The organism is Salipiger sp. (genome assembly GCF_059781815.1).
Window position 1 is genome coordinate 1 of record NZ_JBYNAH010000050.1, and the last position, 25,671, is coordinate 25,671.

General features: G+C 67.4%; 27 protein-coding genes. 5 read left to right on the top strand and 22 right to left on the bottom strand.

The features are described 5' to 3' along the window. Positions 1-207: 207 nt before the first annotated feature. The 21 genes from AC6RA4_RS08000 to AC6RA4_RS08100 all read right to left on the bottom strand — a co-directional run bounded on the left by AC6RA4_RS08000 (position 208) and on the right by AC6RA4_RS08100 (position 20,387). On the bottom strand, positions 208-780 hold the full coding sequence (locus tag AC6RA4_RS08000; RefSeq protein ID WP_222605125.1) for a CvpA family protein: 573 nt from the start codon (positions 778-780) through the stop codon (positions 208-210). A gap of 40 nt (positions 781-820) precedes the next feature. After that, positions 821-2,185, bottom strand: coding sequence for a DNA repair protein RadA (gene radA / locus AC6RA4_RS08005; RefSeq protein ID WP_500159134.1), 1,365 nt, complete (start codon positions 2,183-2,185; stop codon positions 821-823). Between the two features lie 57 nt (positions 2,186-2,242). After that, on the bottom strand, positions 2,243-3,091 hold the full coding sequence (locus AC6RA4_RS08010; RefSeq protein WP_500159136.1) for a DNA repair protein: 849 nt from the start codon (positions 3,089-3,091) through the stop codon (positions 2,243-2,245). Positions 3,092-3,265: 174 nt separating this feature from the next. Further along, positions 3,266-3,733, bottom strand: coding sequence for a paraquat-inducible protein A (locus AC6RA4_RS08015; RefSeq protein ID WP_500159138.1), 468 nt, complete (start codon positions 3,731-3,733; stop codon positions 3,266-3,268). A 4-nt stretch (positions 3,734-3,737) separates the two neighbouring features. Next, positions 3,738-4,121: a hypothetical protein gene (locus AC6RA4_RS08020; protein ID WP_500159140.1), complete on the bottom strand. Its 384-nt coding sequence runs from the start codon at positions 4,119-4,121 to the stop codon at positions 3,738-3,740. A gap of 3 nt (positions 4,122-4,124) precedes the next feature. After that, positions 4,125-4,871 (bottom strand): ABC transporter ATP-binding protein, encoded by a 747-nt coding sequence (locus tag AC6RA4_RS08025; RefSeq protein WP_500159182.1) that lies wholly within the window; start codon positions 4,869-4,871, stop codon positions 4,125-4,127. A gap of 17 nt (positions 4,872-4,888) precedes the next feature. Continuing rightward, positions 4,889-5,671, bottom strand: coding sequence for an MlaE family ABC transporter permease (locus AC6RA4_RS08030; protein WP_500159142.1), 783 nt, complete (start codon positions 5,669-5,671; stop codon positions 4,889-4,891). Next, a complete protein-coding gene (alr, locus tag AC6RA4_RS08035; RefSeq protein WP_500159144.1) occupies positions 5,668-6,705 on the bottom strand; it encodes an alanine racemase in 1,038 nt (345 codons plus the stop codon). Before alr ends, AC6RA4_RS08030 begins: the two co-directional genes overlap by 4 nt. Before the next feature lie 61 nt (positions 6,706-6,766). After that, positions 6,767-8,251, bottom strand: coding sequence for a replicative DNA helicase (locus AC6RA4_RS08040; protein ID WP_500159146.1), 1,485 nt, complete (start codon positions 8,249-8,251; stop codon positions 6,767-6,769). Positions 8,252-8,496: 245 nt separating this feature from the next. Then, on the bottom strand, positions 8,497-9,177 hold the full coding sequence (locus AC6RA4_RS08045; RefSeq protein WP_500159148.1) for an orotate phosphoribosyltransferase: 681 nt from the start codon (positions 9,175-9,177) through the stop codon (positions 8,497-8,499). Positions 9,178-9,356: 179 nt separating this feature from the next. After that, a complete protein-coding gene (locus AC6RA4_RS08050) occupies positions 9,357-9,827 on the bottom strand; it encodes a DUF6647 family protein (protein WP_500159150.1) in 471 nt (156 codons plus the stop codon). A gap of 183 nt (positions 9,828-10,010) precedes the next feature. Next, a complete protein-coding gene (pyrC, locus tag AC6RA4_RS08055) occupies positions 10,011-11,045 on the bottom strand; it encodes a dihydroorotase (protein ID WP_500159152.1) in 1,035 nt (344 codons plus the stop codon). Positions 11,046-11,346: 301 nt separating this feature from the next. Continuing rightward, on the bottom strand, positions 11,347-11,988 hold the full coding sequence (gene trhA / locus AC6RA4_RS08060) for a PAQR family membrane homeostasis protein TrhA (protein WP_500159154.1): 642 nt from the start codon (positions 11,986-11,988) through the stop codon (positions 11,347-11,349). Positions 11,989-12,261: 273 nt separating this feature from the next. Next, a complete protein-coding gene (locus tag AC6RA4_RS08065) occupies positions 12,262-12,549 on the bottom strand; it encodes a putative quinol monooxygenase (protein WP_500159156.1) in 288 nt (95 codons plus the stop codon). A gap of 153 nt (positions 12,550-12,702) precedes the next feature. Next, on the bottom strand, positions 12,703-14,904 hold the full coding sequence (locus AC6RA4_RS08070) for a 3-hydroxyacyl-CoA dehydrogenase NAD-binding domain-containing protein (RefSeq protein WP_500159158.1): 2,202 nt from the start codon (positions 14,902-14,904) through the stop codon (positions 12,703-12,705). A 17-nt stretch (positions 14,905-14,921) separates the two neighbouring features. Continuing rightward, entirely contained in the window at positions 14,922-16,133 is a 1,212-nt protein-coding gene (locus AC6RA4_RS08075) for an acetyl-CoA C-acetyltransferase (RefSeq protein WP_500159160.1), read from the bottom strand. A 13-nt stretch (positions 16,134-16,146) separates the two neighbouring features. Next, positions 16,147-16,785 (bottom strand): glutathione S-transferase family protein, encoded by a 639-nt coding sequence (locus AC6RA4_RS08080; RefSeq protein ID WP_500159162.1) that lies wholly within the window; start codon positions 16,783-16,785, stop codon positions 16,147-16,149. Positions 16,786-17,237: 452 nt separating this feature from the next. Then, a complete protein-coding gene (locus AC6RA4_RS08085; protein ID WP_500159164.1) occupies positions 17,238-17,450 on the bottom strand; it encodes a hypothetical protein in 213 nt (70 codons plus the stop codon). Positions 17,451-17,508: 58 nt separating this feature from the next. Continuing rightward, positions 17,509-19,290 (bottom strand): acyl-CoA dehydrogenase, encoded by a 1,782-nt coding sequence (locus AC6RA4_RS08090; protein WP_500159166.1) that lies wholly within the window; start codon positions 19,288-19,290, stop codon positions 17,509-17,511. Positions 19,291-19,322: 32 nt separating this feature from the next. Further along, positions 19,323-19,721, bottom strand: a complete 399-nt coding sequence (locus AC6RA4_RS08095) for a MerR family transcriptional regulator (RefSeq protein WP_222605535.1) — start codon at positions 19,719-19,721, stop codon at positions 19,323-19,325. Positions 19,722-20,015: 294 nt separating this feature from the next. Beyond that, positions 20,016-20,387 carry a MerR family transcriptional regulator gene (locus AC6RA4_RS08100; protein ID WP_500159168.1) on the bottom strand — a complete coding sequence of 124 codons (372 nt, stop codon included), beginning with the start codon at positions 20,385-20,387 and terminating at the stop codon, positions 20,016-20,018. A 124-nt stretch (positions 20,388-20,511) separates the two neighbouring features. Between AC6RA4_RS08100 and AC6RA4_RS08105 the strand changes: the two genes are divergently transcribed. From AC6RA4_RS08105 to AC6RA4_RS08125, 5 genes are all read left to right on the top strand, one after another. Next, positions 20,512-20,937: a PaaI family thioesterase gene (locus AC6RA4_RS08105; protein WP_500159170.1), complete on the top strand. Its 426-nt coding sequence runs from the start codon at positions 20,512-20,514 to the stop codon at positions 20,935-20,937. Continuing rightward, on the top strand, positions 20,934-21,443 hold the full coding sequence (locus tag AC6RA4_RS08110; RefSeq protein WP_500159172.1) for a PaaI family thioesterase: 510 nt from the start codon (positions 20,934-20,936) through the stop codon (positions 21,441-21,443). Before AC6RA4_RS08105 ends, AC6RA4_RS08110 begins: the two co-directional genes overlap by 4 nt. A gap of 116 nt (positions 21,444-21,559) precedes the next feature. Continuing rightward, the gene (locus AC6RA4_RS08115) at positions 21,560-22,915 is read left to right on the top strand and encodes an MATE family efflux transporter (RefSeq protein ID WP_500159174.1); all 1,356 of its coding nucleotides are present in this window, start codon (positions 21,560-21,562) and stop codon (positions 22,913-22,915) included. 32 nt (positions 22,916-22,947) lie between these two features. Further along, positions 22,948-23,496: an NADPH-dependent FMN reductase gene (locus AC6RA4_RS08120; protein WP_500159176.1), complete on the top strand. Its 549-nt coding sequence runs from the start codon at positions 22,948-22,950 to the stop codon at positions 23,494-23,496. Between the two features lie 259 nt (positions 23,497-23,755). Continuing rightward, a complete protein-coding gene (locus tag AC6RA4_RS08125; protein ID WP_500159178.1) occupies positions 23,756-24,580 on the top strand; it encodes a MurR/RpiR family transcriptional regulator in 825 nt (274 codons plus the stop codon). Between the two features lie 9 nt (positions 24,581-24,589). On the opposite strand, the gene AC6RA4_RS08130 is transcribed toward AC6RA4_RS08125, so the two are convergent. Continuing rightward, positions 24,590-25,671: ATP-binding protein (locus AC6RA4_RS08130; RefSeq protein WP_500159180.1), on the bottom strand; the 1,082-nt coding region annotated here is incomplete at its 5' end.

The following is a 25,671-nucleotide window of genomic DNA, read 5'->3' on the forward strand; positions in this document are numbered from 1 at the left end:
CCCCCGGGCTGGCGATTTGGTAGAGCTGGGTACTCAGCTTCGAGGTTCTTCGGACTTGGCCGGGATAAATCGAGGGATTCAATCTGTCATTCGCCATCCCGCAGGCCGGCGATGACGCGGCGGGCGGAGAGGTCGCAAGTGGCCTTGGAATCGAAAACGCGCGGCCGAAAGGGCCGCGCGCTTTGCATTCCGGGGTGCCTATTTGGCTCAGGCGTCGTTTGCGCCCGGGGCCTGGCAGACCGCGACCAGCTCTTCGTATTGGCGGGTGACCCAGCCGAGCGCCGCTTCGGGGTTCTGCTCCTCGATGCGGTCGGTGAACTGGGCGAAGACCGCCGCCGAGCGCGAGTCGTCGATCATCGGGATGCCCTGCGCGGTGATCACCGTCTGGTAGACGAAGAAGGCGATGGCCACGAGCAGGATGCCGCGCGCCACGCCGAACAGGAAGCCGAGCCCCTGGTCGAGCCCGCCAAGCGCCGAGCGCTGCACCACGCTCGAGAACACCGGGGTGAAGAGCGAGATGATCACCAGCGCCAGCGCCAGCACCGCGGCGAAGGCGGCGATCAGCGACAGCTCGCAGCTGTCGGTGAGGAATTCGCCGATCACCGGCACTTCCTGCACCAGCGGCTGCACCTGCGGGGCGAACATGTAGGCAAGGACGGCAGCGGCGATCCAGCCGGCGATCGCCAGCGCCTCGCGGACAAGGCCGCGGGAATAGGCCAGCAGCGCCGACAGCACGATGACGACGGCAACCACGCCATCAACTACAGTGAAACCTTCCATCCGATCCTGTCCCTTGTCGTCCCGACCATTGCGGGCCCTCTTAACCGGCGCCGAAGACCTCGCCAACCACGCTGGCGAGATCCGCCATTTCGGTCAGCTCCATCCCGGAACCCTTGGCCTTGCCGCCGCGCGGCAGAATGGCTGTGGAGAAACCAAGTTTCTGCGCCTCTTTCAACCGGTTTTCGGTCTGACCCACCGGGCGCAGCGCCCCGGAGAGGCTGATTTCTCCAAAAACCACCGTCTCGGGCGGCAATGCCACATCCTCGCGCGCCGACAGAAGCGCCGCCGCCACAGCGAGATCCGCCGCCGGCTCGCTCACCTTCATGCCGCCCGCGACGTTGAGATAGACGTCGAGCCCGGCGAAGGGGATGCCGCAGCGCGCCTCGAGCACCGCGAGGATCATCGCCAGACGGCTGCCATCCCAGCCCACCACGGTGCGGCGGGGCTGGGCGTGCGGCGTTGGGGCCACCAGCGCCTGGAACTCGACCAGCACCGGGCGGGTGCCCTCGATGCCCGAGAACACCACCGAGCCGGGCGCCGGCTTGCCGCGCTCGGACAGGAACAGCGCCGAGGGGTTCGAAACCTCGGACAGACCGCCGCCGGTCATCTCGAAGACGCCGATCTCGTCGGCCGGGCCGAAGCGGTTCTTGACGCTGCGCAAGATGCGGAACTGGTGGCCGCGCTCGCCCTCGAAATAGAGCACCGTGTCGACCATGTGCTCGACCACGCGGGGGCCGGCGATCTGGCCGTCCTTGGTGACGTGACCGACCATGATCACGCTGGTGTTGCGGCTTTTGGCAAAGGTTGTCAGCTCATGCGCCGCGGCGCGCACCTGCGCCACCGAGCCCGGGGCAGAGCCCACGTTGTCGGCCCACATGGTCTGGATCGAGTCGATGATCGCCAGCGTCGGGCGCTCCTGCTCGAGCGTGGTCAGGATATCGCGCAGGTTGGTCTCGGCAGCGAGCTTGACCGGGGCCTGTTCCAGCCCCAGCCGCTGGGCCCGCATCCGCACCTGGGCGCTGGCCTCCTCGCCGCTGGCATAGATCACCTTGAGGCCGGCCTGCGCGAAGGCGGCGGCGGCCTGCAGCAGCAGCGTCGACTTGCCGATGCCGGGATCTCCGCCTACCAGAATGGCCGAGCCGGGGACCAGCCCGCCGCCCAGCACCCGGTCGAGTTCGCCGATGGCGCAGGCGGTGCGCGGCGGCGGGGCTTCGGGATGCGACAGGTCGGTGAGTTTGGCGGCGCGGCCCTTGGCGTTGCCGAGGGTCTTGCCGGAGGGGCCGCTCGACAGCGGCGCCTCCTCGACGATGCTGTTCCATTCGCCGCAGGCTTCACAGCGCCCCGACCATTTCGAGGTGGTGTTGCCGCAGGTCTGGCAGACGAAATTTGCTGATGTGCGCGCCATGCCGCCTGTTTGGCGCAGCGGCATGGCGGGTGCAAGCGCCTCGGAGGCCGGGCGGTCTTATTCCGCCGCGCGCCGCGACAGCATCGCCACGACCGGCTCGGGATGGGCGGTCTCGTGCTCGTCGTCCTCGTAATGCTCGGGGCCGCCGACCCAGCCGGACTGCACGTCGCTGAGGGTGGCGATGTGCTGCGGCTGCGGCGGCTGCGCCTCGGAGACGTGGATCTCGGGCATGATCAGCTCGAGCTGCTCGCAGAGCCGGGCAAGCTGCGCCTCGGCCACGTCTTCTTCGAGCTCGACGCGCATGTGCCAGTTGTGGATCTCGTTGGCGACGCGCTTGGCCTCTTCGAGGCGGATGTTGAAATCCTCGATCTCCTGCTGGCGGGCGGTGAGGAAGTCGCGGGCGCGCTGCACCTTGTTGTCGGAATAGACCTCGGCCAGCTCGTGCGAGACGTGGCTCATCTGGGCCGCGACTTCGAGCACCGAGGGTTCGAGATCGCCCAGATCGGGGTGATCGCGCAGGAAGGCGATGCGCTCGCGCACCGAGTCGAACTCCGACGACATGGTGAACACGCCCTCGCGGTCGGCGCGGTGCGAGGCGGCATAGGCGCGGGCGACATCGCGCATCGTCATCTGGAACCGCCGGTGCGAGTTCTCGAGCGTCATGATACGCGCGTTCGACGGCAGGAAGAACATCAGCCCGAGCGCCAGTGCGGTCAGCCCGAGCTGGATGTAGATACCGGCCTGCGGCACCACGTGCTCTCCAAAGGTGAGCGGCATCGTCAACCAGTCGACATAGCCCAGCGCGGCGGCTGCGGAATAGGCGCCAAGGCCGAGACCGAGGGACAAGATCAGCAGGAAGGCGACCCGCTGCATGAGGTATTGGACAAGAAGGGCCGTGGCACGCATCTGCGTCATCATGGGTCTATGCCCCCGGAAAAAATATGAATTGCATAAATCGACAACGGCAAGAATACGCCGAAGGTTGCATTTTCGCCTAGATTTTTTTTGAAGGCGGCGCGAGCAACCCGGTCGAGCTTTGCCAATTCTTAACCGAATCGGAGGACTGTTTCCTGATTCAGGTCAACTCCGGCGCGTTTTGTCCCGGGATTCCGCCAATGAAATCAGGAGTGATGCCAGGATGCACCCGGTAAACAGGTAAAGTCCCCATGCGGTTTCGATCCGGCCCACGCCGATGCCCTTGGCCAGCGTGATGTAGACGGCGATCAGGAAAATATCCGCCATCGCCAGCTTTCCGAGGATGTTGACCGCGGGCAGGGCGCGGCGGTCGAGCAGGCCGAACTGGATCAGCGCGAGGCCCAGCGTTTTCAGCCACGGCGCGAAAAGTGCGAAGAATGTCACCGTAAGCGCGAGGAAAATGTCGCTGCCCCAGAGCGCCTGCAGCCCCGAGAGCACGCTGATCTCCTGCAGCCCGAACAGCGGCAGGAGGCCCGCGCGCATCAGCGGTGCCGCCCAGGCCACCGGGTAGAGCACCAGAAGCGCGAGGTTCGCGGCCTTCAGCGCGGGGCCGGGGATGCGCGGGGCGGCCATCGGGTCAGATCAGGCGGGAGGCGAGCCAGAGGCCGAAGAGCAGGATCAGCAGGACCACATGCGCGATGTCGAGCCCTCGGCCACGGCTTCCGGGCAGGTAGGCGCTGGCGGCCAGCACCAGCGAGGGCACCAGCAGCGGCAGGATGCCGCCGCCCATGTTCATGAAGCGCGCCGCGGCGGCTGCCACCGCGCCGCCGGTCAGCCCGGCCACCGGGGCCAGCAGAACGATGCAGCCGAGCACCGCCAGCACCAGCGCCACCACGGCGGCGCCGCGCGAGGGACCTTCGGCGCGCATGGCGCGGGCCAGCGCCAGCGCGGCCACAAGCTCGAGAAAGATGAAACGCTTGAAGATCAGGAAGGCAAGCAGGATGGGGGTGGGCTCTAGCATGGTCTACCTCACGGCCTCGATCGGGCCCTCGGCGCGCCCGTGGATGAATTGTTGCAGATAGGGGTCGGCGGCGCTGTCCATCGCGGCCACCGGGCCGGTCCACTTGATGACGCCGTCATGCAGCATCGCCACGTCGTCGGCGATGGCCCGGACCGAGCTCATGTCGTGGGTGATGGTCATCGCGGTGGCGCCCATCTCGGTGACGATCTCGCGGATCAGGTCGTTGATGACGCCGGCCATGATCGGGTCGAGCCCGGTGGTGGGCTCGTCGAAGAAGATGATCTCGGGATCGGCGGCGATGGCGCGGGCGAGGCCCACGCGCTTCTGCATGCCGCCCGAAAGCTCCGCCGGGAAGGCATCGGCCACGTCCGGGGTCAGCCCGACGCGGCGCAGCTTCTCGATGGCGATCTCGCGCGCCTCGCGCTTGGGGCGCTTCAGTGCGCCGCGCAGCAGGCGGAAGGCGACGTTCTGCCAGACCGGCAGAGAGTCGAACAGCGCGCCGCCCTGGAACAGCATGCCGAAGCGGGCGAGAAAGGCGTCGCGGTCGCCCTCGTGCACGTCGTGGCCATCGACGAAGATCTGCCCGGCATCGGGCTCGATCAGCCCGAGGATGCATTTCAGCGTCACCGACTTGCCGGTGCCCGAGCCGCCGATGATCACCATCGAGGTGCCGCGCGGGATCGTCAGGTGCAAGTCGCGCAGCACGGTCTTGGCGCCGAAGGCCTTGGCCACGTGGCGCAGCTCGATCATCGGGGGCATCGTGTCTGTCATATCGAGAAGAACACCCCCGTGAGCAGGAAGTTGGCGGCGAGGATCAGCACCGCCGCCGCCTCGACCGAGCCCTTGGTGGCGCGGCCCACGCCCTGCGCGCCGCGGCCAGACTGCATGCCGTAATAGCAGCCCATCAGCGCCGCGATGCCGCCGAAGGCGCAGCCCTTGACCAGCGACGACACGATGTCGAGCGGCTCGAGGAAATCGACGGTGTTCTCGAGATAGGCCGCCGGGTTGAAGCCCAGCGAGCCGGTGGCGACGACATAGCCGCCGAAAATGCCGATCACGTCGCCCACTGCGACCAGGAGCGGCACCACGATCAGCGCCGCCAGCAGCCGCGGCGCGACGAGGTATTTCATCGGGTGGGTCGAGAGTGTCACCAGCGCGTCGATCTGCTCGGTCACCTTCATGGTGGCGATCTCGGCGGCGATGCTCGAGGTCACGCGCGCGGCGATCATCAGCCCCACCAGCACCGGCCCCAGCTCGCGCACCATGCCGATGGCGACGATCTGCGGCACCACCGCCTCGGCGTTGAAGCGGGCGCCGCCGGAATAGATCTGCAGCGCCAGCGCGCCCCCGGTGAACACCGCCGTCAGCCCGACCACCGGCAGCGACAGCCAGCCGATCTGCAACAGCGCGTTGAGAAACTCGCGGGCGTAGAAGGGCGGGCGGAAGACATGGCTGACAGCCGCGCCGGCGTAAAGCGCCACCCGCCCGATGGCGGCGAGGAAACGCAGGACCGTGCGGCCGATCAGCGCCAGTGGCGTGGCGAGGCTCATGCCCCGGTATAGGTCCGGGCGTAGCGGTTGCCGAGCGAGGTCAGCACCTCGTAGCCGATGGTGCCGATGGCGTCGGCCACGGTGTCGACGCCCTGCTTCTGGCCCAGGAGCTCGACCTGCTCGGGGACCTCCTTGAGCGCGGTGACGTCGATGGTGATGAGGTCCATCGAGACCCGGCCAAGGATCTTGCAGCGGATGTTTCCGGCCCAGACATAGCCTTTCTTGGCGAGCGCCCGGTGGATTCCGTCGGCATAGCCCGCGGCGATGGTGGCCACCTTGGTGGGCACGCGCGCCACCCAGCTGTTGCCGTAGCCCACCGCCTCGCCGGGGGTGACCTCGCGGGTCTGGATCACCGGCAGCATCAGCTCGACGACCGGTTTCGCGTCGGCAAAGGGAAGCCCGCCATAGATGCCGATGCCCGGGCGGGTGACTTCGAAGTGATAGTCCGGCCCCATCAGGATGCCGCCGGTGGCCGAAAGCGAGCGCGGCGCCTCGATATCGTCGGTCATCTCGCGGAAGGTGCGCAGCTGGAGCGCGTTCATGCCGTGCTCGGGCTCGTCGGCGCAGGCCAGGTGCGACATCACCAGCCGCGGCTTCTGGGCAAGCGCGACCTCGCGCAGGGCGGCCCATTCCGACGGCTCCATGCCGAGCCGGTTCATGCCGCTGTCGAGCTGGATGCCGAACGGATGGCCGGGCAGGGCCTCGACATGGCGCAGCATCTGGTCGATCGAGTTGATCATCGGCACGAGGTTGGCCTCGCGCAGGGTCTCGGCATCGCCCTTCATATGGCCCGAGAACACGCAGATCTCGGGGCCGGGGCCGAGCGCGCGGCGCACCGCGATGCCCTCGGAGGCGACCGCGACGAAGAAGCGCGTGGCGCCTTCGGCCGCCAGTGCCGGGACGACCTTGTCGACCCCCAGCCCGTAGGCATTCGCCTTGACGACGGCGCCGGCCTCGCCGGTGGTGAGATCAGCGAGCGCGCGCCAGTTGGCGCGGATCGCGGCGAGGTCGATAGAAAGCTGTGCCTGTGCCATGCCTTGCTTGAAATCCAACCCCGCAGGGCCGTCAAGTGGGAAAGCGGTCGCGGGCGCGGGCCTAGTAGGCCTCGCCGTCTTGCTGCCACGGTTTGACGAGGTTTCCGAAGCGGGTGAACTGGCTCTCGAAGGACAGCTCGACCGTGCCGATGGGGCCGTGACGCTGCTTGCCGATGATCACCTCGGCCTTGGCGTGCAGGCGGCTCATGCGCTCCTGCCAGGCGGCCATCTCGTCGAGACGGTCATCCGAGGGCTTTTCCCGCTCGACATAGTATTCCTCGCGGAACACGAACATCACCACGTCGGCGTCCTGTTCGATCGAGCCCGATTCGCGCAGGTCCGAGAGCTGCGGCCGCTTGTCGTCGCGGCTTTCCACCTGACGCGACAGCTGCGACAGCGCGATGACGGGGATGTTGAGCTCCTTGGCGATGGCCTTGAGGCCCATCGAGATCTCGGCGATCTCCTGCACCCGGTTGTCGGCGGTGCCGCGCAGCAGCTGCAGGTAGTCGACGATGATCAGGTCGAGCCCGTGGGTCCGCTTCAGGCGCCGCGAGCGCGCCGCGACTTGGCTGATCGGCAGGGCGGGCGTGTCGTCGATGAAAAGCGGGCAGGCCTCGAGCTCCTTCGCGGCCTCGACGAAGCGGCGGAACTCCTTCTCGTCCATGTCGCCCTGGCGGATCTTGTGGCTCGAGATCTCCGAGGCCTCGGCGAGGATACGCCCCGCCAGCTGCTCGGCGCTCATTTCGAGGCTGAAGAAGCCCACAACGCCGCCGTCGATGGCGCCCTCGGTGCCATCATGCTTCTGGCCGCGCTTGTAGGCCTTGGCGATGTTGAAGGCGATGTTGGTGGCGAGCGACGTCTTGCCCATCGAGGGGCGGCCGGCGAGGATCAGAAGGTCCGAGGGGTGCAGACCGCCGAGCTTCTTGTCCATGTCGATGAGGCCGGTGGAGATGCCCGCAAGCCCGCCCTCGCGCTGGTAGGCCGCGTTGGCCACGTTCACCGCTTCGGTGACGGCGCGCAGGAAGGACTGGAAGCCGCCCTCGGTCTGGCCCTGCTCGGCGAGCTTGTAGAGCGCCTGCTCGGCTTCGACGATCTGCTCCTTGGGCTCGGATTTCACGTCGACCTTGGCGGCTTTCGAGGCGATGTCGCGGCCAAGCTGGATCAGGTCGCGGCGCACCGCGAGATCATAGATCATCTGGGCGTAGTCGCGCACCGCGAAGCTCGACACCGCGGCCCCGGCGAGACGCGCGAGATAGGCCGGCCCACCCAGCTCCTTGAGCCCCTCGTCATCCTCCATGAACGCCTTCAGCGTCACCGGGGAGGCGAGATTGTTCTTGGCGATGCGCGCGGCGGCGATCTCGTAGATGCGGGCGTGCACCGGCTCGAAGAAATGATGCGAGCTGAGGATCGCCGCGACGCGGTCGTAGATGTCGTTGTTGGTCAGGATCGCGCCCAGGAGCTGCTGCTCGGCCTCGATCGAATGCGGCATCGTCTCCGGCTGTTCCACCTCGACGCCGGTCGGATTGAAGACGCTGTGGTCGTTCATTGCTCTGCCCTGTCCTTGCCTGTCTCTGCCCCGTTATCCCACTGCCCAGGTGGTTCGTGCGTGATAGCCAATGGCGGCGCAAACACCAATCGGGATATGTTTGTGGACAACCGGCGGATAAGCCGGTGGAGATCGCGGGATACGCCCGCGACCGCCTTCATATCGTATCACGTCTTCATTGTGTCGCAACATTTAGGGGAATTGTCGCGATTCTCCCCGATGTCACGGATGGCGTGAAAAACCGCTTATGCGCCGTTTTCCGCCTGCCATTTGCGCGGGTCGGCAAGGAAGGCCTCGACCTGCGCGAGGGTGTCCGCATCGAACCCGCCGCGCGCCTTGGCCTCGGCCAGAACGTCGTGCCAGGTGCAGAGGTAGTGCAGATCGACGCCGTGATCGCCGAGTGTCTTGGTGGTCTCGGGGAAGATGCCGTAATAGAAGATCACCGCCGTATGGGCGCAGCTGGCGCCGGTCTCGCGGATCGCGTCGACAAAGCTCAGCTTCGAGCCGCCATCGGTGGTCAGATCCTCGACCAGAAGCACCCGCTGGCCCTCGGTCATCACGCCCTCGATGCGGGCGTTGCGGCCGTAGCCCTTGGGCTTCTTGCGCACATAGGTCATCGGCAGCGCCATACGCTCGGCGACCATGGCGGCAAAGGGGATGCCCGCGGTCTCGCCACCGGCGATGTTGTCGAAGGCCTCGAAGCCGGCGTTGCGCATCACCGTGACGGTGAGGAAATCCATCAGCGTCGATCGCACCCGCGGGAAGGAGTTGGGCTTGCGGCAGTCGATATAGACCGGCGAGGGCAGACCCGAGGCCAGCTTGAAGGGCTCACCGTTCTCCATGAAATGCACCGCCCCGATTTCCCACAGCATGCGCGCGGTGAGGCGGGCCATTTCTTCGGACGAGGGATAGGACGAGGGGATCATCGGGCGCACTCCAAGCTGACAGACGCCGCCCCTCTAGCCCGAAACCGCCCCCACAGGGAAGGCCCCGCATCTTCTCTGGTTCGACAAATACCTCGGGGTGACTGCCGCGCCCTGCGCGGCAGAGGGGCAGCGCCCCTCGCGCCGGCTTGCCGACGCAAGGACCTTACCCGTTCTAGAACTCAGCACCGGGAATAGGTATGCGCCCAGAACATCCGGTTCGGCATCGGGTCGGTGACGCGCCGCTCCCGAAGGTAGCGCCCGCCGAGCCGGTAGGCCTCCTTCTCGCCGTGCCGGCGGCAGGCCCAGCTCTCGATGACCCCCGATTGCGCCTGCGCGTGATGCACCAGCTCGTGCAGCAGGATCTCGCGCCAGAGCGGGTTGTCATGCGGATCGTCATAGTCCTCCGCCGCGTCGAGGCTGGTCGCGTCGAGGATGTAGATCGTGCCATGCGGCCCGTCGGTGACCGCAAAAAGCGCGTTGAGCCGCTCGTCGACGCCGTCCTCGGGGAGCAAGCTGGCGATGCCGTCGTAGAATTCCAGCGTCAGCTCTTGAGGGCTCAGTTCGATCACCGCCGGGTGCGGCATCGTCGCGGTGTCGTAGGCGGTGTTCTGGCTCACCCAGTCGAGCAGGGCGTCTATCAGCGCATCCATCGGGCCTGTCTCCGGTGCAGGTCCTCCCTGAGACGAGCCTGCCGGATCTGCGACCAAGGTCGCATAGCGGGCCGGATTCCGATGCTGTGGCGCAGAAAAAATGCCCGCAAAGCGGGCATTCGGGCGGCAGCCTGCCGCCCACATGGGCGCGCCCGGGACGGGCGCTCCCGTCTTGCCCTGGACTCAGAGCACCCGCCAATGCAGCGGGAAGCCGGGCTCGAACACGGTGACGGGGCCGTCGCCGGTTTCGATCTTGGCGGGGTAGCTCACCGGATCGCCCTTCTCGAGTGTCAGCGTGTCCTCGTTCGGGGCGAGGCCATAGAAGGCCGGGCCGTTGAGCGAGGTGAACCCCTCCAGCCGGTCGAGCGCGCCGGCCTGCTCGAAGACCTCGGCCAGCACCGACATGGTGTTGGTGGCGGTGAAGCAGCCGGCACAGCCGCAGGCGCTTTCCTTGTTCGGATCGGTGTGGGGGGCGCTGTCAGTGCCGAGGAAAAAGCTCTTGTCCCCGCTCGTCGCCGCCTCGAGCAGCGCCTGGCGATGGGTCTCGCGCTTGGCGACGGGAAGGCAGTAATAATGCGGCTTGATGCCGCCGACGAGGATGTGGTTGCGGTTGATCACCAGGTGGTGCGTGGTGATCGTGGCGCCGAGATCGTCGCCGCCGGCGCGGGCGTAGTCGGCGCCGTCCTTGGTGGTGATGTGCTCCATCACCACCCGCAGCCCCGGCGTGGCGCGACGGATCGGATCGAGCACGCGGTCGATGAACACCGCCTCGCGGTCGAAGATGTCGACATCGCCATCGACCACCTCGCCATGCACGCAGAGCGGAATGCCGTGCTCGGCCATGGTCTCGAGCACCGGGCGGACCTTGTCGAAATCGCGCACGCCCGAGGCCGAGTTGGTGGTGGCGCCGGCCGGGTAGAGCTTCACGGCGGTGATGATACCGTCCGCCTTGGCCTTGGCGACATCTGCCGGATCGGTCTCCTCGGTGAGGTAGAGCGTCATCAGCGGCGTAAAGTCGCTGCCCTCGGGCACCGCGGCGCGGATGCGCTCGCGATAGGCCGCCGCCTGCGCGCCGGTCACCACCGGGGGCACGAGGTTGGGCATGATGATGGCGCGGCCGAAATGGCGCGCGGACTCGGGGGTCACGGCGCGCAGCATTGCGCCATCGCGCAGGTGCAGGTGCCAGTCGTCGGGGCGTCGCAGGGTGATCTGGGTCATGGCCGAGGCGATAGCACGCGCCGCGCAGCCGGGCCAGAGGGAAGCGCAAGGCAGGGGCCGTCCGGGTCGCGCGGACCCTCGGATGTGCCGCCTGGCGTCGGGGAGCTAAGGGGGCCAGCCCCCTCTTGGCCTGCGGCCAATTCACCCCCGAGGTATTTCGAAACCAGAGAAGACGTGGGGAGTGCCCTGTTGGCTTCTCTTCGTCAAAACTACTCCCGCCGGAGGCGGGCCGGACCTCGCCGAACGAGGGCACGCCTGGGCAGGGCGCGGCGATCGGGTTTTGCTTCCGAGGAGGCGCGCGTCAGCGTGCGACGAGGATGATCGCGGCGTAATGGCTGGCGGCAGCGGCGAGCGCATGGCCATGCCAGATGGCGCGGGCGTAGGGGATGCGGTTGGAATGGTGGAAGATGGTGCCGACCGTATAGGCGAGGCCGCCGGCTGCCAGAAGGATCAGTGCCTCGGGAGAGAGCGCCTTGAGATAGGGCCAGGCCGCGATGCCGCCGAGCCAGCCCTGCGCCAGGTAGAGCGCGAAGCCGAGCCGCGCCCAGCGGTGGATTGAGCGCAGCTTCAGCGTGATGCCGATGGCCGAGATCGTCCAGGACGCCACCGTCAGCACCAGCCCCTCGGTGCCGCCGATGCCGAGCAGGGCCATCGGCGTGTAGGTGCCCGAGATCAGCAGGTAGATCGCGGCATGATCGAAGCGGCGCAGCACCGCGCGGGTGGGCGCATGCAGGGTGAGGTTATAGGCGGCCGAGAACCCGAAGCTGCCGATCAGACCCACCGCGTAAGGCACCAGTGGCCACATCGCGCCGGGCTGTGCCGCAAGCGTTGCCCAGACGAACAGCGCCGAAACCGCACCGACCGCGAAACACACACCCAGGATCAGCACGACACCATCTGCGATCTGTTCGGCCAGCGTGTGGGGGAGGGCATATCGGGTCATGCGTGTCTTCGCGGACGGGTCTCCGGCTTTCCTGTTGAGGCGGCCGCGACGGCGGTCTCGGGGCAGGGTGCCGAGACCCGCTGGCCGACGGTGTGGGGCGCATAAAGCGGGGGAAGAACAAGATGATACGGAAATGTGGCGAAAATGTGGCGAAGGACTTTCGCCCCACGCGGGCGCGTCGCCTTGCGTTGGCGCAAGGGAGCTGCCAGCGGCCCGGGCAAAGCGCTCGGCGCCCGGGCGGCATCGGGCCCGCGAGGGGCACGATAAGCGGTTTCAGGCGAGACGCGCAAGCGGCGTAACGGTCGCCCTGCTGCCTTCGGCGATGCGCTCCAGCGCCTTGCGGAAGGCCTGCGTATGGGGCGCCTGCATATGTGCGTCATAGGCTTCAAGGCTTTCGTATTCGGCCATCAGCACGACGCTGCCGCCTTTCTCGCTGAGCGCGTCGAAACGGATCGTTCCGGGCTCGACACGGGCGGCCTCGGCCAGCTGCGAGGCGAGGGTTTTGAGTCGGGTATCCTGTCCGGGCCGGGGAATGGCGCGGACCATGATCGAACAGGTCATCTATATCTCCGTGAATGGTCTGCAAAAAACACTTCCGCTGCATTGCAGCGTCATACGCTAACGTAGGTGCGCTCGCGGAGATTTCACGGGGGAGCGGCTTCAACAAACCGTGTCGGGGCGCCCGGGGAGGGCGCCCCGATCAGGTCTGAGAGATCAGGCGGCGGCGTCCTGCGGCGCGGTGAAACGCTCGTAGAAACCCTCGCCATCCTCTGCCATCTCGCGCAGCAGCGCCGGGCAGGCGAAGCGGTCACCATAGCTCTCGGCAAGCTGGTCGCAGCGCTCGGCGGCATAGGGCGTGCCGAGGATGTCGAGCCAGGAGAACGGACCGCCCGACCACGGCGCGAAGCCCCAGCCGAGGATGGCGCCCACGTCGCCTTCACGGATGTCCTCGAGCACGCCTTCCTCGAGCGCGCGCACCGCTTCCAGCACCTGCACGAAGAGCAGGCGGTGCTGCACCTCAATTAGCGAGGGCTGCGCCTCCGCGACCGGGTATTTCGCCGCGAGCCCCTCCCAGAGAAGCTGCCGCTTGCCTTTGTCGTCGTAGTCGTAGAAGCCGGCCTTGGACTTGCGCCCGAGACGGCCCTCGTCGGCCATCCAGAACACCACTTCGTCGACCGCGCCGTCGGGATAGGCATCGCCCATCGCCGCGCGGGTCGCCTTGGCGATCTTCACGCCCAGATCGATCGAGGTCTCGTCGACCAGCTGCAGCGGCCCCAGCGGCATGCCCACGAGCTTGGCGGCGTTCTCGATCAGCGCCGGCTCGACGCCCTCGGCCACCATGCGGATGCCCTCGTTGATATAGGGGATGATGCAGCGGTTGGCGTAGAAGAAGCGCGCGTCGTTGACGACGATCGGGGTCTTGCGGATCTGGCGCACGAAATCGAGCGCCTTGGCGACGGCGCGGGCGCCGGTCTGCTTGCCCTTGATGATCTCCACCAGCATCATCTTCTCGACCGGCGAGAAGAAATGGATGCCGATGAACTGCTCAGGCTTGCTCGAGGCCTTGGCGAGCTCAGTGATCGGCAGGGTCGAGGTGTTGGTGGCGAAAATGCAGTCCTCGCCCACGTGCGCGAGCACCTGTCGCGTCACCTCGGCCTTGACCGTCGGGTCCTCGAACACCGCCTCGACGATCAGGTCGCAGCCCGCAAGCCGGGCGTAATCGTCGGTCGCGGTGATGAGGGAGAGCGCGGCCTCCTTCTTCTCCGGCGTGGCCTTCTTCCGGGCGATGCCCTTGTCCATGTAGGAGGCGGTGTAGGCCTTGCCCTTTTCAGCCGCCTCCAGCGACTGGTCGAGCAGAACCACCTCGATCCCGGCCATGGCCGAGACCAGCGTGATGCCGGCGCCCATCATGCCGGCGCCAAGCACGCCGACCTTCTTCACCTTCTGGTCCGGCACGTCGGGCCGGTTGGCGCCCTTCTCGAGCGCCTCCTTGTTGATGAAGAGCGAGCGGATCATCGCGCTCGACGACGGGTTCAACAGCACGTTGGTGAACCAGCGCGCCTCGATCTTGAGCGCCGTGTCGAAGGGCACCAGCGCGCCCTCATAGACCGCCGAGAGCATCGCCTTGGCCGCCGGGTAGACGCCCTTGGTCTTGCCATGCACCATCGCCGAGGCGCCGACGAAGGTCATGAAGCCCGCCGGGTGATAGGGGGCGCCGCCGGGCATCTTGTAGCCCTTGGCATCCCACGGCTTGACGATGTCGGCGGGGTGCGCGCCCAGCACCCAGGCCTTCGAGTCGGCCAGCGGATCCTCGCAGACCTCGTCGATCAGCCCGGCGCTCTTGGCCTTCTTCGGATCGACCAGCTTGCCTTCCAGCAGGAAGGGCGAGGCCGCCATGGCGCCAAGCTTGCGCGACAGCCGCGTGGTGCCACCGGCGCCGGGGAAGATGCCGACCATGATCTCGGGCAGGCCGATCTTGGCCTTGGCATTGTCGGCGGCAAAGATCCGGTGGCAGGCCAGCGGGATCTCGAAGCCGATGCCGAGCGCGGTGCCGGGCAGCACGCAGGCAATGGGCTTGCCGCCCTTGTTCTTGTCGTCCATGCCTGCGCGCTCGATCTTCCGCAGGATGGTGTGGATCTGCATGATGCCCTCGAAGATGCTCTTCGCGGGATCGTCGCCGCCATCCTCGCGCATCTTGGCGATCACGTTGAGATCCATGCCGCCGGCAAAGCTGCCCGCCTTGCCGGAGGTCAGCACGATGCCCTTGACGGCCTCGTCTGCGAGGGCCTCGTCGATGAGCGCGTCGAGCTGCTGGAAGCCCTCGATGCTCATCACGTTCATGCTCTTGCCCGGGGTGTCCCAGGTGATGGTCGCGACGCCCTCGGCGTCGGTCTGCATGGTGAATTCCTGGCTCATGGTCCGGTCTCCTCCCGTCACACGCGTTCGATGATGGTGGCGGCGCCCATGCCCGAGGCGACGCAGAGCGTGGCAAGTCCGGTGCCCTTGCCGCTGCGCTCGAGCTCGTCGAGCAGGGTGCCGATGATGATGGCGCCGGTGGCGCCGAGCGGGTGGCCCATGGCGATCGAGCCGCCATTGACGTTGACCTTGCTCTGGTCGACGTCGAAGGCCTGCATGAAGCGCAGCACGACGCTGGCGAAGGCCTCGTTGACCTCGAAGAGATCGATGTCCGAGATCGCCATGCCGCTGTCGGCGAGGATCTTCTCGGTCACCGGGACCGGGCCGGTCAGCATGATGGTCGGATCGGTGCCGATCTTGGCGGTGGCGCGGATGCGGGCGCGGGGCTTGAGGCCATGCGCCTCGCCGAAGGCCTTGGAACCGATCAACACCGCGGCCGAGCCGTCGACGATACCGCTGGAGTTGCCGGCATGGTGGACGTGCTCGATTTTCTCGAGATGCGGGTATTTCATCAGCGCCAGCTGGTCGAAGCCCGGCATCACTTCGCCCATCTCCTTGAACGAGGGCTTGAGCCCGCCCAGCGACTGCATGTCGGTGCCCGGGCGCATGTACTCGTCGCGGTCGAGGATGGCGACGCCGTTCTGGTCGCGCACGGTGAAGACCGAGCGCGCGAAGCGGTTGTCGGCCCAGGCCTCGGCGGCACGGCGCTGGCTCTCGACGGCGAGCCCGTCGACGTCATCGCGGCTGAAGCCGTACTCGGTGGCGATGATGTCGGCCGAGATGCCCTGCGGCACGAAATAGGTCTTCATGGCGAGGCTCGGGTCGACCGCGATGGCGGCGCCGTCGCTGCCCATGGCGACCCGGCCCATCATCTCGACGCCGCCGGCGATGTAGCCGTCGCCGGCGCCGCCGCGCACCTGGTTGGCGGCGAGGTTCACCGCCTCCATGCCGCTGGCGCAGAAGCGGTTGATCGACAGGCCCGGGATGCGCTCGTCGAGATCCGAGGCCAGCACCGCGGAGCGCGCCAGGCAGCCGCCCTGTTCGGCCACCTGCGTGGCGTTGCCCCAGATCACGTCCTCGACGGCGTGGCCCTCGAGCCCGTTGCGCTCCTTCAGCGCGTTCAGCGTCAGCGCGGAGAGCCGCAGCGAGGTCAGCTCGTGCAGGGCGCCGTCCTTGCGGCCCTTGCCGCGCGGGGTGCGCACGGCGTCGTAGATATAGGCGTCAGTCATTCTGCTCCTCCTCTCAGGCCCGGTCCGCGGGGGAGCCGGGCATCAGGTCGTATGGGTGTTTCCAGCCGTCGAGCGCCTCGATGGTCGACAGCCAGCGATCGATCTCCGGCCAGTCGCCGCGGACGAAGCCGAAGGGTTCGGGATAAAACAGGTAGCCGCAGCAGGAGAAATCCGCATGGGTCGGGCCCTCGCCGACGATCCAGTCGCGGCCCTCGAGATGGGCGTTCAGCACCTGGTAGGCGGCCTTGAGGCGGCCTTGGGTGAAGGCGATCACCTCCGCCGGGCGCTTGTCCTCGGGCAGGAAGTTCATCAGGAAGCGCGTCATGCCGGCCTGGCTCGAGAGCTTGTGGTTGTCCCAGAACACCCAGCGCATCACCTCGCGGGCCTCCTCGAGCGTGGCGCCGCCGAAACGGCCGGTCTTCTCGGTGATGTACATCTGGATGACCCCGGACTGGGTCAGCTTGATGTCGCCATCGACCAGCACCGGGGCCTCGCCCATCTCGTTGACTTGCGCGCGATACTCCGGGCTGCGGGTCTCGCCGTTGAAGAAGTCGACCTTGACCGGTTTCCAGTCGAGCCCGGAGAGCGCGAGGGGCAGGGCGGCCTTGTAGGCATTGCCGGATTCCCCGAAGCAATAGAGTTGGATGGTCATGCAATCGTCCTTTCGGATGGGCCTTTGGCGCGGGCAGGAGCGGGGGTTTCGCACCCCCGCACCCCCGCGGAGTATTTTCGACGAAGAGAAGGGGCTGCCGCCGAGAGCGGGTAACCCGGTGTTAACCTCGAGTGGGGTAGGCTCTCGGGGCGGTACAGGCTGGAGAGCCGATGACCGCACGTGGAGAAGCGCCGCCGTCCTGCCTCAGCATGGGCCGGGTGGCGGCGTGAACCGAGAGCCGCCCGCCAAGCTGCGGCCTGCGCCCCTCGCAGAGCTGCACAGGGCCCGATGCGCGGTCCCCCTGCTTCTTTACGTTCCAAATACTCCACGGGGGTCCGGGGGTGTGAAACCCCCGGTCCTTCGTGCGGGATCGGCGCCAGGGCCGGATCAATGGCGATCATGCTGCGCATTGGCCCTCCCTGCCGCCGCGGCTCTTTTGAAACCTGTCGTGGCTAGCGCTTGCGCGCCTCAAGCTCGGCGTTGAACAGCCGCAGCCGGTGCGCCAGCAGCTCGCTGTCGGTGACGCTGTCGAAATGCTCGAAGAGGAAGGACAGCGCCTCGCCCTCGTCGAGCCCGGCTTCCTCGGCAAAGCGCCGCAGGCCGCGATAGCCGTCCTCGGTCATGGCGACGGAAAAGCGGCGGGTCAGGCGGAAGCGTTTCGGCAAGGTCTCTCTCCTTCGGTACGGGCTGGGCGGGGCACAAGACCCCGCCGCCACCCTCGCGTCAGAAGTTCTCGACGTCCAGCGCCATCACCGGCTCGGCACCGCTCTCGATCCGCGCCAGGTGGGTGCGGGTCGCGGGCAGCTGGCGCGCCATGTAGTAGCGCCCCGTGGCCAGCTTGGCGTTGAGGAAAGCGCGGTCGGCACCCTCGGTCTCGAGCCCGGCCTTCGCCGCCACCGCCATGCGCGCCCACAGCAGGCCAAGGCAGACATGGCCGAAGAGATGCATGAAGTCATACGACCCCGAGAGCGCCTCGTTGGGGCTCTTCATGCCCTTCTGCATGAAGAACATGCCGGCCTGCTGCAGATCCTTCGAGGCCGCCTTCAGCGGCTCGAGGAACTGCGCATCGAACGCCTCGTCCTGCCCCTTGTTTTCCGCGATGAAGCGCTTGACCATCTCGAAGAAGGCCATGACGTGCTTGCCGCCATCCTGCGCCAGCTTGCGCCCCACGAGATCGAGCGACTGGATGCCGTTGGTGCCCTCGTAGATCATCGTGATGCGGGCATCGCGGACGAACTGCTCAAGCCCCCATTCGCGGGTGAAGCCCGACCCGCCCAGCGTCTGCTGCGCCAGCACCGTGGTCTCGAAGCCCTTGTCGGTGAGGAAGCCCTTGATCACCGGCGTCAGCAGCGAGATCAGCCCCTCGGCGTCCTTGTCGCCCGAGCGATGCGCCTGGTCGATCAGCGAGGCACCCCAGAACACCAGCGCGCGCGCGCCCTCGGTCAGCGCCTTCTGGTCCATCAGGTTGCGGCGCACATCCGGGTGCACCATGATCGAATCCGCCGGCCCGTCGGGGTTCTTGGCGCCGGTCACGTCGCGCCCCTGCAGCCGGTCCTTGGCGAAACCGAGCGCGTTCTGATAGGCCACCGCGCCCTGCGCATAGCCCTGCAGGCCGACGCCGAGCCGGGCCTCGTTCATCATGGTGAACATCGCCCGCATGCCCTTGTGCGCCTCGCCCACGAGGAAGCCGGTGGCGCCATCGTAGTTCATCACGCAGGTGGCGTTGCCGTGGATGCCCATCTTGTGCTCGAGACCGCCGCAGCTCACCGCGTTGCGGTCGCCCAGCGAGCCGTCTTCGTTGACCATGAATTTCGGCACGATGAACAGCGAGATGCCCTTCACGCCCTCCGGCCCGCCGGGGATCTTGGCCAGCACCAGGTGGATGATGTTGTCGACCATGTCGTGCTCGCCGGCCGAGATCCAGATCTTCGAGCCGGTGATCTTGTAGCTGCCGTCTTCCTGCGGCTCGGCCTTGGTCTTGATCAGGCCGAGATCGGTGCCGCAATGGGGCTCGGTCAGGTTCATCGTCCCGCCCCACTCGCAGCTCACCATCTTCGGCAGGTAGGTGGCCTTCTGCTCGTCCGAGCCATGGGCATGGATGGCATTATAGGCACCGTGGGTCAGACCCTGGTACATGTTGAAGGCCATGTTGGCGGAGGAGAACATCTCGCCCACGGCGGTGGAGACGAGATAGGGCAGGCCCTGGCCGCCATAGGCGGGATCGCAGTCCAGAGCCGGCCAGCCGCCCTCGCGCATCTGGTTGAACGCGTCGTGGAACCCCTCGGGGGTGCGCACGACGCCGTTCTCCAGCGTGCAGCCCTGCGCGTCGCCCACCGGGTTCAGCGGCGCGAGCACGTTCTCGGCGAGTTTCGCCGCCTCGTCGAGGATCGCCGCGGTGGTGTCGCGGTCGAGCTCGTCATAGCCCGGAATGCTGCTGCTGCTGACGTCGAGAACGTCGTGCAGCACGAACTGCATGTCCTTCACGGGGGCGGTGTAGCTCGGCATATGTCTCCTCCTTCATGCCTCCGGCTGACGGGTCAGCCGGCCTTTTTCTGCTGCAGCTGCTGGAGCATCCTCTCGCCCCATGCCAGCTGGTCCTTCAGGTCGTTGATCGCGGCATCGAGTTCGTCGCGCTGCTTCTGCAGGTCGTCGAGCCGCTGCTGGGCGATCTCGTAGGTGCGGGCGATCTGCGTGTGCTGCTGGTCGCCCATGTCGTAGAGGTCGAGCAGCTGGCGGATCTCTTCGAGGCTGAAGCCGAAGCGCTTGCCGCGCAGGATCAGCTTGAGCCGGGCGCGGTCGCGCCGGGTGAAGAGGCGTTTCTGGCCTTCCCGGACCGGGAAGAGCAGTTCCTTCTGCTCGTAAAATCGCAGGGTACGGGGGGTGACGTCGAACATGTCGCACATTTCCCGGATCGTCATCATCTGCTCATCGCTCATTGGTTCGTTTCCCCTCACGTAGCGTTAAGATGCCGGGTGAGGTGCGCTTTCGAGCCGAGTCTTACAATGGCAAAATTGGTTGACGTAACTCAGACGCTACGTCACTTCGAAGTTGACGTAACTTCCTTTCGCGTCACCCGCGTTTTGGCGACATTTCGTTACGTAAAGGTGGCGTACCGCGCAACCGGTCCCGGCGCGTGACGACAGCGCTTTGCGCGCGGCTGGCCAAAGCGCTTGCAGCGCCCCGCGCTCAGGGGATCCCAAAGGGGACTGGACAGAATCGGACTGCCGGGCTCAGCCCGCGAGCGATTTCGCGGTATCGTCCCGAAGCGCTTTGAGCTCGGCCATCGCCTCGTCGAGCTGGCGCTTCTGCTCGGCCAGCTCCAGCATCTGCCGGTCGGCCATCTCGAGCCAGGCCTGCATCTGCGCCTGGCTGCCTTCCTGCTCGCGCATCTCGAGCCATTGCCGGATGTCCTCGAGCTGGAAGCCGAAGCGGCGGCCGCGCAGGATCAGCACCATGCGCGCGACTTCGCGGGGGCCGTAATAGCGCGACCGGCCCTCCCGGTCGGGGGAGAGCAGTTCGATATACTCGTAGTACCGCAGGGTGCGCGGCGTCACTTCGAAACGCTCGCACATCTCCTTGAAGCTGAGACGGGTCTCGCTCATCTGCTCCTCCTTGATCGTGATGCGGAACCTAGTGCGCCGGGGCGGGCTGCGCAACTGCCTCGGCAGAGCCTTGCGAAGCCCTTGTCGCGCCCGCATAAAGACCGCGACAGCCACGGAGGCCCGAATGCAAGTCGACAAGGCCGAGCTCGCGCGCGAGTTCATCAACCTGGTGCCGCAGGCGCGGGCGCTGAAGCTCGAGATCGCCGAGATCCACGACGGCATCGCGGTGATCCGCATGCCTTACGATCCGCAGCTGGTTGGCGATCCCGACACCGGGGTGATTCATGGCGGCGCGGTCTCGACCCTGATGGACACCTGCGGCGGCGCCGCGACCATGGCGCATCCAAGCAATCCGGGCGGCACCGCGACGATAAGCCTGCGCATCGATTACCTGCGCGCCGCGACGCCGGGCCAGGCCATCGTGGCGCGGGCCGAATGCCACCACGTGACCCGCTCGGTGGCCTTCGTGCGCGCCACCGCCCATGACGACGACCCCGACAATCCCGTCGCCACCGCCACCGGCACCTTCACCGTGGAGGGCGCGACATGAACCGCCGTCCCCCCGAGCCGGTGCAGGTGGTCAAGCAGCGCCGCGACGCGGCGCTCGCGGCGCTGGCTGGCCGCGTTCCCTATATCCGCTTCCTCAACATCTCCTTCGACCGCCGCGGCGACGAGCTCACCGGCGTGCTGAACTACGATGACAAGCTGATCGGCAACCCGCAGCTGCCGGCGCTGCATGGCGGTGTCACCGCGGCCTTCCTCGAGGTGACCGCAATCATCACCCTGAGCTGGGGCCTGCTCTGGGAGGACGTGGAAAGCGGCGCGCTTACCCTCGAGGCGCTGGAGGCCGGAAACCTGCCGCGCCTGCCCAAGACCATCGACTTCACCGTCGACTACCTGCGCTCCGGGCTACCGCGCGACGCCTATGCGCGTGCCCACGTGACCCGCTCGGGCCGCCGCTATGCCAGCGTCCGCGCCGAGGCCTGGCAGGACAACCACGACCGCCCGATCGCCCAGGCCCACGCCCATTTCCTGATGCCCCGCAAGGAGGGCTGACCCCACCGACCGCAGCCCGCGCCCCCGGCTTCTTTACGTCAAAAATACTCCGGGGGAGTCCGCGCCCGCGCGGACGGGGGCAGCGCCCCCTCCGGCCTCACCGCCCGAGCCAGCCCATGTCCGAGACCGCCACGACCGCCCCGATCACCCATTCCCGCGTCCTCAAGATCGCCATCCCGATCCTGCTGTCGAACGTGACGATCCCGATCCTCGGCGCGGTCGATACCGGTGTCGTCGGGCAGATCCCGCAGCCCGAGCCGATCGCCGCGGTCGGCGTCGGGGCCATCGTGCTCTCGGCGATCTACTGGGTGTTCGGCTTCCTGCGCATGGGCACCGTGGGGCTCGCGGCGCAGGCCGCGGGCGCCGGCGACCGGGCCGAGGTCGCGGCGCTTCTCACCCGCGCTCTGCTCATCGGGCTCGGCGGCGGCGCGCTGCTGATCGCGGTGCAATGGGGCATCTTCGCGGCCGCCTTCGCGGTCTCGCCCGCCTCACCGGAGGTCGAGGCGCTGGCCCGCAGCTACATGCAGATCCGCATCTGGTCGGCCCCCGCCGCCATCGCGATCTACGGCATCACCGGCTGGCTGATCGCGCAGGAGCGCACCCGCGGCGTGTTTGTGCTGCAGCTCTGGATGAACGCCATCAACGTGGTGCTCGACCTCGTCTTCGTGCTGGGGTTCGGCTGGGGCGTCGAGGGGGTGGCCATCGCCACCTTCATCGCCGAATGGTCCGGCCTCGCCATGGGGCTCTGGCTGTGCCGCGCCACGCTGGGCCTGCCGCCCGCGCGCGACTGGGCGCGGGTCTTCGACAAGCTGCGGCTCAAGCGCATGGCGGTGGTCAACACCGACATCCTGATCCGCTCGCTGCTGCTCGAGGCCATTTTTGTCTCCTTCCTGCTGGTCGGCGGCAAGTTCGGCGACGTCACGCTCGCCGCGAACCAGGTGCTGCTGCAGTTCCTGATGATCACCGGCTACGCGCTTGACGGCTTCGCCTTCGCCGCCGAGGCGCTGGTGGGCCGCGCCTTCGGCGCCGGGCAGGTGCAGCTGCTGCGACGCGGCGCGGTGCTGACCAGCCTGTGGGCGGCGGTGATCGCCGCGCTCATGGCGCTGTGCTTCTGGCTCGCGGGACCGTGGATCATCGACATCATGGCCACCGACCCGCAGGTGCGCGCCGAAGCGCGCGCCTACCTGCCGTGGATGGTGCTGGCGCCGCTCACCCAGCTCGGGCTCACCATGTTCGACGGCATCTTCATCGGCGCAACCCGCTCGCGCGACATGCGCAACATGATGATCGTCTCGGCGGCGCTCTATTGCGTCGCGCTGGCGCTCTTCCTCGGTCCGCTCGGAAATCACGGGCTGTGGCTCGCGATGCAGATCTCCTTCGTGGCGCGCGGCCTCACCCTGGCGCTGCGCTACCCGGCCCTCGAGCGCGCCGCGACGCTTGCCGCGGCTGGACCTGCGCGCGGCGCGGCCTAGTCTCTGCCGGGAGCATTCGCGAAGAGGGCATGATGACACGGATTCTGGGACTGTCGGGCAGCCTCCGGCGCAAGAGCTTCAACACCGGCCTGCTGCATGCCGCCGCAGAACTGGCGCCGGACACCGTCACCGTCGACGCCCGCACCATCCACGGCGTGCCGCTTTACGATGCCGATCTCGAGGCTCAGGGCACGCCGCAGCCGGTGCTCGACCTGCGCGCGGCGCTCGCCGATGCAGACGGGCTGCTGATGATCACGCCGGAATACAACAACAGCCTGCCGGGGGTGTTCAAGAACGCCATCGACTGGATGAGCTCGGGCGAGGGCGCGGAGCTGTTCCAGGGCAAACCGGTGGCGCTGATCGGCGCCTCGCCCGGCGGTTTTGGCACCATCCTGTCGCAGAACGCCTGGCTGCCGGTGCTGCGTGCGCTTGGCACACGGCCCTGGTTCGAGGGGCGGATGATGGTCTCGAAGGCCGGCGGGCTGTTCGACGATGAGGGGCGGCTCAGCGACGCGGCCACCCGCGACCGGCTGGCGGCCTTTGTCGGGGGATTCGCAGACTGGATCGGCAGCGGGGCCTGACGGGCGTCGATGACGCTGCGACGGGCGAAAACCGGAGAAACCCGAATTTCGCGACTTTTCATGTTTCCGATGCAGATCGACGCCTTCGCCGCTCTGGTTGTGCTTGCGGCCGCTCCTTAACGCCCGTAGTGGGTCGCGTTGCTGCTTGAAGATGCAATTTTTCCGATCATACGATGAAAGTTCGTGACGGCTCTTGCGCAATGCGCAGGACCGTCACAAAACTGATGTGTGAAATTATGATTTCAGAACGGTTATTGTTATGTTCCTCGCTCGTATCCGCGCGCACCTTCCCGACCTGCACAGGGCCGAATACAAGCTCGGCTGCTTCCTTCTCGAATTTCCCGGCGATCTCGCCTCCTATGACGCGCAGGAGCTTGCGCGGCTTTGCGGTGTCTCCAAGGCGACGGTGTCGCGCTTCGTGCGGCGGCTGGGCTTCGAGAATTACGACGCGGCGCGGCGTGCCGCCCGCGAGGAGCGTCAGCAGGCCAACCGGCAGATCAGCGTGCGCCCGAGCGTCGGCTCGGGCTCGGCGGATATCTCCGACAGCGTGCGCGAGGAGATCGACAACCTGATCTGGACCTACGAACAGGTCGATGCCGAAGAGCTCGAGACGCTGGCCGATGCGGTGCTGAGCGCCCGGCGGGTCTGGCTTGTGGGCTTCCGTCTCTGCCGGGTGTTCGCGGACTATCTGCAGACCCAGCTCGTTCAGGTGGCCCCGACCTGCGCCAGCATCCCGCAGCCGGGGGTCAGCCTTGGCGAATACGTGACCGAGATCGGGCCGGAAGACCTGGTGATCTGCGTGGCGCTGGGAAGCCGCGAGGGCCGCACCGAGGCGCTTCTCGACGAGCTGCGCCGCAATGGCGTGCCGATCGCGCTGATCGGCGACAGCGAGGCGGCTCCGGCCGCCGGCGTGCGCTGGCAGTTCCGTTGCCGCACCGACAGCTCTGAGGCGCAGGAGAACCACGCCGCGGTGCTGTCGCTGTGCAGCCAGATCGGCACCCGCGCAACGATGCGCTCGGGGGCCATCGCGCGTTCGAGACTGCGCCGTATCGACGAGGTCAACGCCCGGCTGGGCGAGGTCTGACCGCGCCGCTCAGCCGGTCTCTTCCACAGGCAGAAAGCGCAGCGCGCGCCCGCCGAGATCGCGGAAGGCGCGCTGCCGGCAGGTCAGGACGAGGATCTGCAGATCCGCCGCCTGACGGTGCAGCGCGTTGAACATGCGCTCGATGCGGTCGTCATCGGTGAAGACCAGCGCGTCGTCGAGGATCACCGGCGCGGCGCGGCCCGCCGCCTGCAGCATCCGCGCAAAGGCCAGCCGCACCAGCAGCGCCACCTGCTCCTGCGTGCCTCCGGAGAGGATGTCGAGCGGCTCGGTCTGACCGTTCCGCACGAGCCCGTCGGGTAGCAGGGAGTCTTCGGCCCAGGTCAGTTCCGACTCTTGCCACAAAAGATTAAGAAGCGGACGCAACTCTTTGGCGACAGGTTCGAAATAGCGCTCTCTCGCCTCGGTTCGGGCGGCGGTAAGCGCCTGCTCGAGCCGGGTGAGCGCGGCAACCTCGTGGGTGATCCGGGCAAGCTCGGCCCCGGCTATGGCCAGCGTCTCCTCGGTCTCTGCGAGACGCTCCTCGACCGCGTCCCCGGCGGCGCGCGCGATGCGCTCCTCGAGCCGGGCAAGCTCGGGGCGCAGGGTCTCGATCTCGTGGCCGGCCTGATCGGCGACCGATTGGGCCCGGGCCAGCGCCGCCTCGGCCGCGACCAGATCGGGTGCGCTTTGCAGCTTCTCGGCATGGGCTGCCTCGGCGAGCTGCAACTGCTGGCGCGCGGTCTCGGCCTGCGCCGCGAGCGTCGGCTCGTCGTTGTCGGCGGCGTCGTGCGCCGCGCGGGCGCGCGCCAGCCGCTCGGTGACCTGCGCCAGCAGCGTCTCGGTGCGGGTCTTTTCCGACAGCGCCTGCGACAGGCGCTCGGTGGCGCTGGCGAGGCGCGCGCGGCCGGCCTTCTCGACTTCGCGGGCGGTCTCATGGGCGGCGATGGTGGTCGCGAGATCGGGCGCGTCCTCGGCGTCCTCGGCCTTGGGCAGCCTTGCGAGCTTGTCGCGCAGAGCGTCGAGCCCCTCGGGCGCGAGCGAGGCCAGAACCGCGCGGGCCTCGCCGAAGGCCTGCTCGGCCCGTGCCTCGT